The organism is Enterobacter cloacae complex sp. 2024EL-00227 (assembly GCF_043945315.1).
Lineage (GTDB): Bacteria > Pseudomonadota > Gammaproteobacteria > Enterobacterales > Enterobacteriaceae > Enterobacter > Enterobacter roggenkampii.
In genome coordinates this window covers 21,550-33,739 of the sequence record NZ_JBIMQP010000019.1, presented here as the reverse complement: position 1 = coordinate 33,739, position 12,190 = coordinate 21,550, and the positions used below count along the sequence as shown (strand labels likewise).

19 protein-coding genes are annotated in these 12,190 nt (G+C 55.7%); all 19 read left to right on the top strand.

All coding sequences use genetic code 11. The annotated features are described in order from the left end of the window. Window positions 1-59: 59 nt before the first annotated feature. The 19 genes from ACHH0Z_RS22590 (at window position 60) to traU (ending at window position 12,186) form a co-directional block, all read left to right on the top strand. Window positions 60-413 carry a type IV conjugative transfer system pilin TraA gene (locus ACHH0Z_RS22590; protein WP_045343953.1) on the top strand — a complete coding sequence of 118 codons (354 nt, stop codon included), beginning with the start codon at window positions 60-62 and terminating at the stop codon, window positions 411-413. Between the two features lie 2 nt (window positions 414-415). Then, a complete protein-coding gene (traL, locus tag ACHH0Z_RS22585; protein WP_045343954.1) occupies window positions 416-718 on the top strand; it encodes a type IV conjugative transfer system protein TraL in 303 nt (100 codons plus the stop codon). A gap of 5 nt (window positions 719-723) precedes the next feature. After that, on the top strand, window positions 724-1,305 hold the full coding sequence (locus ACHH0Z_RS22580; protein ID WP_045409367.1) for a TraE/TraK family type IV conjugative transfer system protein: 582 nt from the start codon (window positions 724-726) through the stop codon (window positions 1,303-1,305). An 11-nt stretch (window positions 1,306-1,316) separates the two neighbouring features. Then, complete coding sequence (gene traK, locus ACHH0Z_RS22575) at window positions 1,317-2,057, top strand: type-F conjugative transfer system secretin TraK (RefSeq protein WP_045409369.1); 741 nt, start codon at window positions 1,317-1,319, stop codon at window positions 2,055-2,057. Next, window positions 2,054-3,457, top strand: a complete 1,404-nt coding sequence (traB, locus tag ACHH0Z_RS22570; RefSeq protein WP_045409372.1) for an F-type conjugal transfer pilus assembly protein TraB — start codon at window positions 2,054-2,056, stop codon at window positions 3,455-3,457. Before traK ends, traB begins: the two co-directional genes overlap by 4 nt. Before the next feature lie 13 nt (window positions 3,458-3,470). Then, a complete protein-coding gene (locus ACHH0Z_RS22565) occupies window positions 3,471-3,896 on the top strand; it encodes a hypothetical protein (RefSeq protein ID WP_045409374.1) in 426 nt (141 codons plus the stop codon). Window positions 3,897-3,906: 10 nt separating this feature from the next. Continuing rightward, on the top strand, window positions 3,907-4,371 hold the full coding sequence (locus ACHH0Z_RS22560) for a hypothetical protein (RefSeq protein ID WP_045409376.1): 465 nt from the start codon (window positions 3,907-3,909) through the stop codon (window positions 4,369-4,371). A gap of 91 nt (window positions 4,372-4,462) precedes the next feature. Then, window positions 4,463-4,747, top strand: a complete 285-nt coding sequence (locus ACHH0Z_RS22555; protein WP_045409378.1) for a hypothetical protein — start codon at window positions 4,463-4,465, stop codon at window positions 4,745-4,747. 172 nt (window positions 4,748-4,919) lie between these two features. Continuing rightward, window positions 4,920-5,459 carry a type IV conjugative transfer system lipoprotein TraV gene (gene traV, locus ACHH0Z_RS22550; RefSeq protein WP_045409379.1) on the top strand — a complete coding sequence of 180 codons (540 nt, stop codon included), beginning with the start codon at window positions 4,920-4,922 and terminating at the stop codon, window positions 5,457-5,459. Beyond that, window positions 5,456-5,698, top strand: coding sequence for a hypothetical protein (locus tag ACHH0Z_RS22545; protein WP_045409380.1), 243 nt, complete (start codon window positions 5,456-5,458; stop codon window positions 5,696-5,698). Before traV ends, ACHH0Z_RS22545 begins: the two co-directional genes overlap by 4 nt. Continuing rightward, on the top strand, window positions 5,695-8,301 hold the full coding sequence (gene traC / locus ACHH0Z_RS22540) for a type IV secretion system protein TraC (protein WP_045409383.1): 2,607 nt from the start codon (window positions 5,695-5,697) through the stop codon (window positions 8,299-8,301). Before ACHH0Z_RS22545 ends, traC begins: the two co-directional genes overlap by 4 nt. Continuing rightward, entirely contained in the window at window positions 8,298-8,711 is a 414-nt protein-coding gene (gene trbI / locus ACHH0Z_RS22535; RefSeq protein WP_045409385.1) for a type-F conjugative transfer system protein TrbI, read from the top strand. Before traC ends, trbI begins: the two co-directional genes overlap by 4 nt. After that, window positions 8,708-9,340, top strand: coding sequence for a type-F conjugative transfer system protein TraW (gene traW, locus ACHH0Z_RS22530; RefSeq protein ID WP_045409388.1), 633 nt, complete (start codon window positions 8,708-8,710; stop codon window positions 9,338-9,340). The genes trbI and traW overlap by 4 nt, the downstream gene beginning before the upstream one ends. Continuing rightward, on the top strand, window positions 9,337-9,729 hold the full coding sequence (locus tag ACHH0Z_RS22525; RefSeq protein ID WP_395149566.1) for a hypothetical protein: 393 nt from the start codon (window positions 9,337-9,339) through the stop codon (window positions 9,727-9,729). Before traW ends, ACHH0Z_RS22525 begins: the two co-directional genes overlap by 4 nt. After that, a complete protein-coding gene (locus tag ACHH0Z_RS22520; RefSeq protein WP_045409394.1) occupies window positions 9,720-9,956 on the top strand; it encodes a hypothetical protein in 237 nt (78 codons plus the stop codon). Before ACHH0Z_RS22525 ends, ACHH0Z_RS22520 begins: the two co-directional genes overlap by 10 nt. After that, window positions 9,947-10,492, top strand: a complete 546-nt coding sequence (locus tag ACHH0Z_RS22515) for a hypothetical protein (RefSeq protein ID WP_074147105.1) — start codon at window positions 9,947-9,949, stop codon at window positions 10,490-10,492. Before ACHH0Z_RS22520 ends, ACHH0Z_RS22515 begins: the two co-directional genes overlap by 10 nt. A gap of 103 nt (window positions 10,493-10,595) precedes the next feature. Continuing rightward, on the top strand, window positions 10,596-10,811 hold the full coding sequence (locus tag ACHH0Z_RS22510; RefSeq protein ID WP_045409397.1) for a hypothetical protein: 216 nt from the start codon (window positions 10,596-10,598) through the stop codon (window positions 10,809-10,811). A gap of 56 nt (window positions 10,812-10,867) precedes the next feature. Further along, window positions 10,868-11,191 (top strand): hypothetical protein, encoded by a 324-nt coding sequence (locus ACHH0Z_RS22505; RefSeq protein WP_045409400.1) that lies wholly within the window; start codon window positions 10,868-10,870, stop codon window positions 11,189-11,191. Then, window positions 11,188-12,186, top strand: a complete 999-nt coding sequence (gene traU / locus ACHH0Z_RS22500; protein ID WP_045409403.1) for a conjugal transfer pilus assembly protein TraU — start codon at window positions 11,188-11,190, stop codon at window positions 12,184-12,186. The genes ACHH0Z_RS22505 and traU overlap by 4 nt, the downstream gene beginning before the upstream one ends. Window positions 12,187-12,190: the final 4 nt, after the last annotated feature.

The window sequence follows — 12,190 nt, the reverse complement described above, 5'->3', positions numbered from 1 at the left end:
GCGCCCGCGTAAACAAGCACTTACGCGATTCACTTTTGTTTACTTCGGAGAAAACAAGCATGTTAACCAAAGGCAGTGCCCTTAACGTCGGTAAGGGATGGGCGGTAGCGTCCTTATTCCGCAAAGCTCGTGAAAATCGTCTGACTAAATTTTACTTAAAGACAGTTGGCGCATTTCTTTTTGCATTCCTGGTCACACACCCGGCATTCGCATCCGGTACTGACCTTCTCGCATCACAGAACACAACGGTTAATTCAACCTTTGGTTCTGGCTCATCAATCGTTAAATGGTTTTACCTCGGGGAAATTCTTTTCGGTGTCTTCATTTATATGAAAACCCGCTCCCCACTCACATTCCTGGGCGTGCCGCTGGTAATCATTGCAACACGCATTGGTTTTGCGATTGCGAGCTAACCATGAGCGGGGAAGAGGATAAATACTACTTCCCGGAAACACTGAACCAGCAGGACCGTTATTTTGGTTTGCCATTAGATGAAATTATTATTGTCGCCCCTCTGGCTATACTGGGCATCCTCAACAATATGTCTATTGAACTCTCCATCATAGCGGGCCTGCTCTGGTTTCTCGTCAGATATCTGAAGAAAGGGCAGGGGTCGTACTGGTTACTTAATTTCTGTTACTGGCACCTGCCATCACTTTTATTCAAAGTAACCTTTCGCCAGATTCCTGATTCAAGTTTCCGGCACTGGAGGGCATAGTTTTTATGAAACTGAAAATTAAAGGAGAGCGCGATAAACAACTTAGTTATGCGTTTATTGGTCTTTCAGCGTTAACTTTAATTATGGGCGCGGGAAACGTATTAACAGGTTCGCTGGCATGGCATTTCGCCACCACCCAGAAAATCATCACCACGCCATTAACGTTTAACCGCCCATTTGCATCAGATTCAAAAAGTGTCGACGCCACCGGCCTGACACAGTTCGCCGCTTCCTTTATTTACTGGCGGCTGAATGTTAGCCCGGAAAACGTCGACACTAACCAGAAAATGGTTCTTGGATTCGTCCCCTCCGCCGAACGGGACGCACTCAAGAAAGCCCTGGATATTGAAGCTGAGCGAATCAAAAACGGGGGCATCACCACCCGATTCGACACGAAAGAAATTCGCGTTATTGACGATAACACCGTGCAGTACAGCGGAATACTGAAACCATCCACCACCAACGGCGCAATCACCACGCCACTGAAAGACCAGGAAAAAACCTACCGACTTAAACTGAGTTATGACAATGGTGTGATTAACCTCCACAGCTTTGAAGAACTCCAGCCGGTATCTTCCACCAACTGACAGGACTGCCCATGAAATTTCGCATTTCACCGGCAGCTGCTGCTGTGTTTCTGGCAGCGGGATTATTCACAAGCGGCCTCCGGGCCGCTTCCGCACCCGCAGCCATTCCGTTTGAGAACGACGCCGCCTTTAACGTCACACTCAGCAACACCAACCCGAGCAAGGTTGTTGTTGACGGAGAACTCATAACCAGCATCAGCGGACCAACCGGTGCCTATGACCAGAGCACAACCGACGACGGAGCGCTAATTCTGTCTCCACTCGTAGGCCAGAACTTCACGGTGTTTATCCAGACTGACCGCGGCTCATCCCTGAGCCTGAACGTCAGACCCCAGCCGGGTAACGGCAAAACACTGCGCTTCACCCCAATGTCACCACCACTTCGCAAGAACGATGACGCGAAGGCATGGGAAGAAGGGCAGACCTACGAAAAAACTCTGGTCGCATTGTCCCGCGCTGTAGTCAATGGCCAGGTGCCGGACGACTACCAGGAGTACCCGGTCAGCCGCATGCCGGCATACACACCCGCCAGTGATGTACGCCTGACGCCGGAACGCCAGTTTGTAGGTAACCACCTGCGCATTGTGCGCTTCCGGATGAGCAACCCGGGCAGCATCACCCGCAGCCTGCGCGAGCGTGATTTCTGGCGCAAGGGCGTCCGGGCCGTAATGCTGTCGCAGAACCAGCTCTACGCCGGCGGAGAGGGGTATGCCTGGATTGTGTTTTCAGATGACGGAGACACCCGCCCATGAACCTGAATGAAAACCTGAAAACCCGCCGTAAGCAGCTGGCCATTCTCGCTGCCGTTATAGTCGGCGGCGCGGCCGCAACGGGCGGCGTTATCTGGTACGGGCAGCATCAGCAGGAGCAGAAGCAACCCGCCCCGGTCGCAACGCCAAATATGACCGGCGTGGTTACCGCAGCGTTTAACCAGCAGGTTAACGATGCCGCACTGCAGCAGCAGCAGGCCAAAACATCAGAGCTTGAAGACAAGCTCGCTACGCTCACGCAGCAGTTCGCACAGAACAAACTCACCACCGAGCAACAGCTGGCCAAAAAGGACGAAGAAATTCAGCGTCTGAATGACCAGCTTACGAAAGCCCCCGGCAGCAACCAGACCACTGGCCAGCAGACACCACCTGCAGGTCAGAACGGAACACCACTCCCCGGTCCCGTTGCTGCCGGTCAGGCCCGGCCTCCCGAATACACTGTGACCCCCGCAGGCACACCGGCCGCCACTGGTGTGAATATGGGGCAGGGCGCAGCGTTCTACCCGGGGGGCTCCGGCCAGAGAATGACTGGCGGCCTGTCGACAACAAAGTTCAGCTATGAAAGCCTGAAGAAAAAGCCAACGAAACTCCCCTGGATTCCGTCAGGCTCCTTCTCCGACGCCATCATGATTGAAGGTGCCGACGCCAACGCCAGTGTTACCGGCCAGCAGAACACCCAGCCCGTCACCATCCGCCTGCTGGGCAATATCCAGATGCCGAACAACAAAGAATACAGCGCTGACGGCTGCTTTGTGGTGGGTGAAATCTGGGGCGACATCTCCAGCGAGCGCGGGATTGTCCGGACGAAATCAATCAGCTGCGTACTGAAAAACGGCAAGCACGTCGATATGGAATTCGATGGCCACGTCAGCTATCAGGGTAAAGGGGGTGTTCGTGGCAAGCCTGTTATGCGAAACGGCATGATTGTCGGCTACGCGGGGGCTGCAGGCCTCCTGTCAGGTTTTGGTGAAGGTATCAAATCTGCGGCAACACCATCTGTCGGCCTCGGTGCCACAGCGGAAGTAGGTGCCGGCGACGTGTTTAAGCAGGGCTTTGGCGGCGGGGCCAGTAAGGCAGCCGACACGCTGAGCCAGTACTGGATTAAGCGCGCCGAACAGTATCACCCGGTCATTGATATCGGCGCTGGCAACCTGGTAACTGTGGTCTTCCAGAAGGGCTTCCGCCTTGAAACCATCGAGGATGCCGATGATGCGAAAGCGAAAGAGGAACTGCAGAAAGCCGGCAACGCCGCACAGAACGCTGTGACGCCGCAGCCTGCGAGCCAGACCACAACCTCCAGCACCACCTCTGTCGGTAACATTAACCCTGATGACGTTCTCCGCCAGGCCAGTCAGTTGCGCCTCGGTGACACCATCAACTAATGAGGAATCCAGGATGAAATCCTTTATCCGTGAAGCAAAGCGTAAAGACAACGCGCTGACACAAATCCGGGAGGACCTCGATGACTGGAGCGCCGGTCGATCAACGCCGGTGCAGCGGTTTTTCGTAACTGCATGGGTATTCATGATTCTCACAGGAAGCGGTCTCTTCCTGCATTACTGGCCAGTATGGGGATGGATATTTCTGGCAGTCTGGTTCGTCCTGAGCAACCTGCTGCTCAGAAAGCTCATACCACGCAAGACAGAATCGTGGGAGGCCGTGTTTGACGATACGCTGTCATCCTACAAACCGGTTAATCAGGCGGCCTGGGGAAAACTGAAACTGCAGGTTGAGAGAGAGGGACTTACGCTGACTGCAGTCAGAAGCTGGTTTCAGGAAGAAGCGATGTCTGTCTGGCCAGAAGAGAGAACCGCTAAATAAGGTAGCCGGAATGCGTGAAGAAAAACGTAACAACGACCTGCTCAGGAAAATGCGGATGCATATTGCTGACTGGGAGACCGGCCGGCCAACCCCTGCAGGAAGCAAGTACATGTTTTTGGGGTTTGTCATCTTTCTCTGTGCAGGGGGACCGGTTCTTTCGTACTGCCCTCCACTGTGGGCGCTGGGTATCCTGATTGTCTGGCTATTTCTGACTCAATGGATATGCAGGCGAATTGTCCCCCGCTACAACGAAAGCTGGGAGGAGGTATTCGACAGGATGCTGTCTGCTTATGAACCCCTGAACCTTCCTGCCTGGGAGCACCTGAAGCGTCAGGCTGAAACAGAGGGGCTGACGGCCAGCAACGTCAGAAACTGGTATCAGCTGGAAGCGATGAGCACCTGGCCAGAAAAGAAACCTGACCTGAAATTTCTCAACAACAGTCCAGACCGTGAGAAAGAGTCCGGGAGCGAGTGAACAGCAAAGCGGCACTCGGATTGCTGATTACTCTCACCGGTTTATATCACCTCATCATCACAATCCTGGAATTCTTTTCACTGGAGTGTTTATGCCTTCAATCAGGACAAATTCTTCATTACTCAAGATCCTGTATGACTACCGCCACGTCGTCTTTTTAGTGCTTATTTATGCGACTGAAATGACGGTATGGGCGATTCTGAACCTGAAGGGACTCGGCGACGAGGACTTTTCCACATGGCGAATCTTTCTGCTCATAAGCGTGGCCATCATCGCGTCCAGTGCTGCAGCTTATGGCGATACTGATAAAGCATGGATGATGTTTGCAGGGGCTCTCGCGCCCTGGCTCAGCGCGTCTGTTTCAATCATCGTCTAGGGTTTCATTCAAATGAACCTGCATTTTCTGTCGATGGACTGGTTTTTTACCTGCGTACTGTGCAGCTTCGGTCTGCAGGTAATGCTCAATGTCATGCGAGAAATTTTCGTGTAAGCCACAAATCGTTCCCCCCTTGTACATATAACCCTCAAATTCCAACCGGAGTTACCCCATGAAAAAACTACTGGGTGCTGCACTGCTGTGCAGCGCACTGACCGGCTGCGCCGGTCTCAATTCTGATTTCGACTGCAACAAGACCGCGACCGACCAGTGCCTGACCACCGGTGAAGCCAACAAGCTGGCCGCTCAGGGTAAAAGTCTGGATGACCTGACGGCAGATAAAACCGCAAAAAAGCCTGCGGGTGAAACCCTGCCGGCACTGCGCAATTCGGCACCGGTCGTGAATCCGTTCCGTCCTGTCTCCGTCGCAGCAACCGGAACTGCCGCCGCTAAGCCGCTGAACACTGCGCCGGTGAAAGCGTCCGGCTCACTGGTCACGCCGCTGACCACGACCAGTCATGTGGCACCTGTACCGGTTAACACGGCGGGCCGCGTTCCGGTTCAGCGTATTCCTGATGCCACGCAGCGCCTGTGGATTGCCCCCTGGGTGGACACGGACGACAACTTCCATCAGCCGGCTGTGGTCGAGTTCGTGAAAAACAAATCCCACTGGGATGAGAGCTACCGCGTTATCGGGGAGGGGGGTGAATGAACAGCCTCTACATCAACAGTAACGGTGGTCTCGATCCGTTAGCCCACTCACGGAAAGGAACGATACAAATCACCGCCACACAGTCAGTCGATACCGACGATGAAACGCTGGCCGTTCTGAGCGTGAGCTGTGACTGGCAGATGAAAACTGCCGGTGACGCGCTGCACGCCGGGCAAATGAACGAAGAGAAGCTGCGTCGCCTGGAATTAATCCGGGCCGCAGCGGAGGGTCGAAAATGAGTTTTGTCGACAGCCTGATGGATATGCTGAAAAACGGGAAGCAGGAAGACGGAGCCGCCACGGCCCGCAACAACCTCTCTCAGACCTGGGACTATCCCTCTCTGGTCGCCGCGCTGCCGTACCGGTATTACGACGATACGAATGAGATTTTCGTCAATGCCGGCTCCGCAGGTTTCATTATGGAAGCGGCCCCGCTTCCCGGCGCGAACGAGCAGGTGATGGCCGCGCTCGATGACATGCTCCGCAAGAAGCTGCCACGCCAGACGCCCGTCACCGTTATTCTGGTCGCAAGCAAATGTGTCGGAGAGCGTATCGATCGCGGCGTGAGTAATGATATGTGGAAAGGCGGGATGGCTGAGCACCTCAATAAAATCACCCGCGCTTTCTGGCAGCGCTCCGCGCTCCACGGTCTGGCCAACGAACGTGAATATCCGCTCTACCTGCGTAACTACCGTATCTTTTTTGTGTACGGCAAAGAGGTAAAACGTTCTTCCCAGATGCAGCGGGTCATTGACGAGCTGATTCAGATACGCAACACCATCCGCGTCTCACTGGGGGCCGCACGTATCGACAGCATGAACATTGATGTTCACGCCTTCCTGTCTGCGGTACGTGAAGTCATGAACTACCGCCAGGAACAGGTGCTGATGTCTTCCGGAGATTACAGCGAGGACGAGAGGCTCAACCGCCAGGTGGTTGATCCGGGGATTGACCTTAAGGTTCATCCATCGCATATCCGGATGGTGCTGCCGGAGACTATCGACGCGCGCGGGACGCGCCTGCCGGCATCGGCATGCCGCATCATCAATATGCAGCTCGCCAAAAACCCTCGTCGGTTTGCGCTCTGGCAGGGCGCAGATAATCTGCAAAATCTGCGCTTCCCTGACCTCGGCATTCCCTGTCCGTTTATGCTGACCTGGACCACTGAGCTGGAAGAACAGACCAAAAGCCAGAGTGAGGCGTTTCGTAAAGACACGGACCTGTCCAAAAAGGCCAACTCAGCCTACGCCGCACTCTTTCCTGGCACCAAAAAAGCAGCCGAAGAGTGGCGTCGGGCGCGTGAACAGCTGAACAGCAATGAAATTGCACACTGCAGAACCTACTTTAACCTGACCCTGTTCGCGCCGGACAACAACACCGACGCGCAGGCCTGCGAGCTGGCCGCCGTGAACGTGTTCCGTAAGAACGAGCTGGAGATGGTCACGATACAGTACCAGCAGATGCGTAACTGGCTGGCCGGGTTCCCGTTCGTCATGCAGGAAGGAATGTGGGAAGACCTGAAGATGACAGGGGCTACCCTGCGCGCCAAGTCATGGAATGCAGTAAGCCTGATGCCGGTTGTGGCCGAGCGCCAGCTGTCCAACGTGGGGATGCCGCTGCCGACCTATCGCAACCAGGTGGCGTTCTTCGACATGTTTGGCGAAGAGAACGGCAGTACCAACTTTAACATTGCGGTAACCGGTACCTCAGGGGCAGGGAAGACATTCCTTATTCAGGGGATTCTGCGTGATGTGCTGAATGCTGGAGGTTTTGGCTGGGTCATCGACATGGGGGATGGATATAAGAACTACTGCCATCAGGCCGGCGGGGTCTACCTTGACGGTGCGAAGCTTAGATTTAACCCGTTCGCTAACGTCAAAGACATCAATCACTCTGCGGAAGGGATTGTGCGTCTGCTGACGGTGCTGGCCAGCCCGACACAGCCGCTGGACGGTGTCTGTGAAGCGATCCTGCAGAAAGCGGTAATGGATGCGTGGGAGAAGAAAGGCAACAAAGCCCGTATCGACGACGTTCATAATTACCTGACTAATGAGGATGTGAATCAGGCGTTCGCAGACAAGCCGACCATCATCGCGCGTCTCGCTGAGCTGGCCATGCTGCTCGATACCTACTGCACCTGGGGGCCGGACGGCGAATACTTCAACGCCGACACCCCGACGCTCGACGGTGAAACCCGCTTCGCGGTGCTGGAGCTGCTGAGCCTGGAGGACAAGCCGAAGCTGCTCTCGTCCATCCTGTTCTCGCTCATCCTGGCAATTCAGGAAAAGATGTACCACAGCCCGCGCGATCTCAAAAAAGTCTGCATCATCGACGAGGCCTGGCGTCTGCTGGGTGGTTCAAACCCACATGCGGCCCGGTTTATCGAAACAGGCTACCGTACGGTGCGTCGACACCGTGGCGCGTTTATCACCATCACACAGGGCATCAAGGACTTCAGCGCCAGTAAGGAAGCCGAAGCGGCCTGGAACAACAGCTCCACCAAAATCACCCTGCTGCAGGATGCGAAGGCGTTTAAACAGTACCTTGCCGATAACCCGGATCAGTTCTCGGACATGGAAAAAGAAGTTATCCGCGGCTTCCAGCCCGCCCTGCAGACCGGCTACAGCTCCCTGCTGATAAGCGCCGGGGAATACAGCTCCTTCCACCGCCTGTTTGTCGACCCCGTCACGCGCGCCATGTTCAGCTCCCGTGGTGAGGACTTTGCCTTCATGCAGAACGCTCAGAAAGCCGGAGCGGCTGCGGAAGAAGCGGCGTATCTGCTGGCGGAGAAGAAATACGGCAGTGAACTTCGTGAACTTGAAGAATGGGTGAACGCAGCATGAGTGAACAACAGGACAAGCCATATGACGGCGATACCGTCCGCGACGGTGTAACAATCGTAAGCAAGACATCCCGATGGGTTAAGGTCGGGATGCTGGGGCTGGCGGGACTTCTGGTCATGACAGGCGTCGCGTACGTAACGGCGAAAGTCGTCACACCTGAGGTGGTGGTCTTCGACATGAAGGGCACGATAGATCTCTTCAAGCAGCAGTCCGCCCAGCTGCATCTCGATGAAGGCAGCGCAAAAGCGATGACCCTGCAGTTCAACGCGGCGTTGAGCGGCAGCCTGGATGCGTGGCAGGCCTCACACAACGCCATCATTCTGGTGAAACCGGCGGTAATAAACCCGCAGCGGGATATCACGAATGAGATCCGTGCCGACATTGCACGGCGTACCCAGGGGGGCCAGTGAAAAGACGACTGAAGCTGATGGCCATGCTCCTGATGCTCTCTGCCGGCAGCGGGGCGAAAGACCTGGGGACCTGGGGAAACGTCTTCGAACCGGCCGAGCAGGATATGCTGGCCTTTATCCAGAACCGCCTGAAGGGGATGGAGCAGACGGGCGAACTGGACCGGCTGCGCAGGGAAGCAACGGACAGGGTGAAGGAGCATGCGGTACGCCCGATGCCGGTGGAGGGCCTCACAAAAGCGAAGGAATACCGCAGTTTTGCGTGGGACCCGACCTTCACCGTGAAGGAAACGATCACTGACATGCAGGGCAACGTGATCGCCCGTAAGGGCGACACGGTCAACCCCCTGGATAGGGTGCCCTTCAGCCAGGTGCTTTATTTCATCGACGGTGATGATAAAGAGCAGATGAACTGGATCCGTCAGCAGATCGCAGGCCAGACAAACGTGAAGGTCATCCTGGTGAAAGGCAACATTAAGGAAACCAGCGATGCACTGAACGAACGCATCTTCTTCGATCAGTCTGGCGTACTGACCCGTAAGTTTGGTTTTGAACATATCCCCGCGCGCATCTCACGCGATGGCCGCGTGATGAAGGTGGAAGAAATTCCGGTATCAGGAGCAAAAAAATGAGCGCAACCACGTTAGGTGATCTGTTTCCGCACATGCACGAGGCCGTCACAACGCATCGCCGCTACGCTAAACAACCCCGCAAAGCATCAGCCGTTACATCCCGCATGGGTACGGCAGAGCGGCTAAAGACGCTGTATCCGGAGCTGGATTCCTGGCATCCGGTACTGGTGACCAAAGCCTGGCTCCACTGGTGTGTTCAGAACCAGCAGGACAGCCGGGAGCCGTCGAAACGTGATGAGCGTTTTCCGGACTGCATCATTCACCTCTTACTGGAGAACATGCGGGCCGAGGACAGCGCGAAACGTAAAAAAGGCCAGACGATGTCACTTTCTGAGCGCCTCGACAGGTTGTTCGCGGGCGAGGAGCAGGAGAACGCCGAATGTCACTGAAGTGCAATGCTGAAACCAGAGGCTGTGATGAAAAAGTGAAACAACTCTGCCAGCTGTACCCTGAAATCGCATCCTGGCATCCGATGCTGGTCACCGGTGCGTGGCGTCAGTGGTGCGCGGAGAACCAGCGTCAGCCGATAGCGCCGGAAGAACGGGATGAGGCGTTTCCCCTGTACCTCGTCAGGCTTATCCGCAACAGAATGGAGGAGATGAACGCATGGCGTTAATCAGCTGCTTCACCGGACCTCAGGGCTTGCAGGGGATGCTCACCTGTTTGCGCGATACTGAGGGCATGACCGGTATTCTGGTCGTGGTAACACTACTCGCGGGCTGGCTTGTTGTTCAGCATCTTGCAGATGCACGCCGTGAACGCCGGGCGTGGGAGAGCAGACCGGGAATACCCGTTCCGCAGGCACAGTTTGGCAGTGCCCGACATGCCGATGCGGTACATGGCTTTGCCAACAGAGACTATTACCAGATGCTGCTCGCAGAGCTGGAGCAAGGTCTGACCGAGGCAGGTTATGCACTGACGCATGATGAATCACAGCGCGTAACGATACCGACAGCAGACCGACTGGCTCTCAGTCGCAGGATTTTTCGGGCGCGTCTGCGTTATACCACACCGAGAGTCTCTGAGCAGACGATGAAAGACAGCGAAGATATAGCGGTGAACGACGGGTATGCCGGCACGTGGCTCAGTGTGCTTATACGTGGCAGTGAGTGCGCTGGCTGGTACATCACCAGACCGCAAAAAGGCCATTGATTCAACCGCGCTGCCATTCAGGATGTTCGGTGCTCACTGCGTTGCGCTCCGCCTCAGCCTGAATGCCACCCCGGTTTACGTTTAATCCCGACCAGGTAACGCCATGAAAAAAGACCCTGTTACTGAAAAGGGCCGGAATGTCACCTCAGTACGTCACGATGAGGGTTCGGCCCGACAGCTGGATGAGATCCTCAACGACAACCCGCTGTACAAGCCCTCGCATGTTCTGCGCGGTGCCATTCTTGCCCTGTACGAAATGAGCCAGGAACAACGACTGGCCATCATCATGAAAGCCGCCGGTAAAGGCAAAAACCACTGATCCTTATTTAAGCCCTCCCGCCGTCCGGTGGCTGCGGCATGCCCGGAGATACCCCCATGACTCACCCTGAAAAAATCAGGCCGGTGACGGTTACCCGTGACCGCAACGGCTTCTGGACGCACCCACACTACTTTACACCTGCCAGTGATGAAGCCACGCAGACAGAGTTTGGCGACTGGATGCGCCTGCATAAACTCACCTGCGCCACCCGCTGGATGGAAAACGATGCTCCTCCCCAGGTGATTACCGCCTGGGAAAACGGTGCGTCGGACATCAGTGACTGGCAGCCGTCAGCCCCCGCCGGAGAGGGCTGGTTTATCGGCTCCATTCATGACACTGAAGATGGTCCGGTCTGTGTCTGGCTGCGGGAGGTGAAATGAAGCATGTGTCATGGTTTTCCGGCATGGTGCTGCTTCTGCTGTCCTCTTTACCTTTGCAGGCAACGGCCGCAGCCAGTAACGCCGGTGACGGCCGCTGGGTTAATCCGATAAGTGATGTCTGCTGGAAGTGCCTGTTCCCGATGACGCTCGGCAATATTCAGCTGGCGGCCGGCCCGCAAAAGGATACCAACAACCCGGCTTCGCCGATCCAGATTTGCCCATACGGTGTGTTTTATCGCATCGGTCTGGCCATCGGGTTCTGGGAGCCAATGGCGATGGTGGATGTAACACGTGAGCCTGGCGTGATGGTCAACATGGGAGGCTTTAAAATCGATCTCGGACGAACGGGAACGGGAACCGCAGGGCAGAGTGACCGACCCGCTGCCGGCACGTTCTACCATGTTCACTGGTATAAATACCCGCTGATTTTCTGGCTGAACATCATCACCAGTCTGGGGTGTCTGCAGACCGGCGACATGGATATCGCGTATCTCTCTGAAGTTGATCCACTCTGGAATGACAGTACGCTCTCGATGCTGATTAACCCCGAGGCAGCACTGTTCGGCAACCTGATTGCTCAGGGTGCCTGTGCTGCTGACGCAGCTGCTTCATCAGCGGGTCTTCCGCTGTCGCCACTGTTCTGGTGTGCGGGCAGCCAGGGCTCCATCTACCCGCTAACCGGCTATACCAGCGGGGAGTTTTCCCCGCTTGAGGCCTCTCTGCTGGTCGGAGAGCGAATGGCCTTCAAAATGCATCGGGAGGGGCTGGTCTGGAACTCCGTGGGCGCGGATGTTGCCGTATGTAACCAGTACCCATCCCCGATCATCCCGAAAGAGCGATGGCGGTATCAGATGGTGAACATGTACCCCGAACCGGGCAACTGCCATCCCTTCGGGGCCAGCACGCAGCTCTGGGGCACAACGCATAATTCCCCGTCCTCCAAAAAGAACTTCGGCTACCTCTTCTGGCGCAAACGTAACTGCGTCTTCCTCTAAGGAC

Coding starts and splice junctions, on each gene's coding strand:
- ACHH0Z_RS22590 (WP_045343953.1), top strand. CDS start 60: ATGTTAACCAAAGGCAGTGCCCTTAACGTCGGTAAGGGATGGGCGGTA.
- traL (WP_045343954.1), top strand. CDS start 416: ATGAGCGGGGAAGAGGATAAATACTACTTCCCGGAAACACTGAACCAG.
- ACHH0Z_RS22580 (WP_045409367.1), top strand. CDS start 724: ATGAAACTGAAAATTAAAGGAGAGCGCGATAAACAACTTAGTTATGCG.
- traK (WP_045409369.1), top strand. CDS start 1,317: ATGAAATTTCGCATTTCACCGGCAGCTGCTGCTGTGTTTCTGGCAGCG.
- traB (WP_045409372.1), top strand. CDS start 2,054: ATGAACCTGAATGAAAACCTGAAAACCCGCCGTAAGCAGCTGGCCATT.
- ACHH0Z_RS22565 (WP_045409374.1), top strand. CDS start 3,471: ATGAAATCCTTTATCCGTGAAGCAAAGCGTAAAGACAACGCGCTGACA.
- ACHH0Z_RS22560 (WP_045409376.1), top strand. CDS start 3,907: ATGCGTGAAGAAAAACGTAACAACGACCTGCTCAGGAAAATGCGGATG.
- ACHH0Z_RS22555 (WP_045409378.1), top strand. CDS start 4,463: ATGCCTTCAATCAGGACAAATTCTTCATTACTCAAGATCCTGTATGAC.
- traV (WP_045409379.1), top strand. CDS start 4,920: ATGAAAAAACTACTGGGTGCTGCACTGCTGTGCAGCGCACTGACCGGC.
- ACHH0Z_RS22545 (WP_045409380.1), top strand. CDS start 5,456: ATGAACAGCCTCTACATCAACAGTAACGGTGGTCTCGATCCGTTAGCC.
- traC (WP_045409383.1), top strand. CDS start 5,695: ATGAGTTTTGTCGACAGCCTGATGGATATGCTGAAAAACGGGAAGCAG.
- trbI (WP_045409385.1), top strand. CDS start 8,298: ATGAGTGAACAACAGGACAAGCCATATGACGGCGATACCGTCCGCGAC.
- ACHH0Z_RS22525 (WP_395149566.1), top strand. CDS start 9,337: ATGAGCGCAACCACGTTAGGTGATCTGTTTCCGCACATGCACGAGGCC.
- ACHH0Z_RS22520 (WP_045409394.1), top strand. CDS start 9,720: ATGTCACTGAAGTGCAATGCTGAAACCAGAGGCTGTGATGAAAAAGTG.
- ACHH0Z_RS22515 (WP_074147105.1), top strand. CDS start 9,947: ATGGCGTTAATCAGCTGCTTCACCGGACCTCAGGGCTTGCAGGGGATG.
- ACHH0Z_RS22510 (WP_045409397.1), top strand. CDS start 10,596: ATGAAAAAAGACCCTGTTACTGAAAAGGGCCGGAATGTCACCTCAGTA.
- ACHH0Z_RS22505 (WP_045409400.1), top strand. CDS start 10,868: ATGACTCACCCTGAAAAAATCAGGCCGGTGACGGTTACCCGTGACCGC.
- traU (WP_045409403.1), top strand. CDS start 11,188: ATGAAGCATGTGTCATGGTTTTCCGGCATGGTGCTGCTTCTGCTGTCC.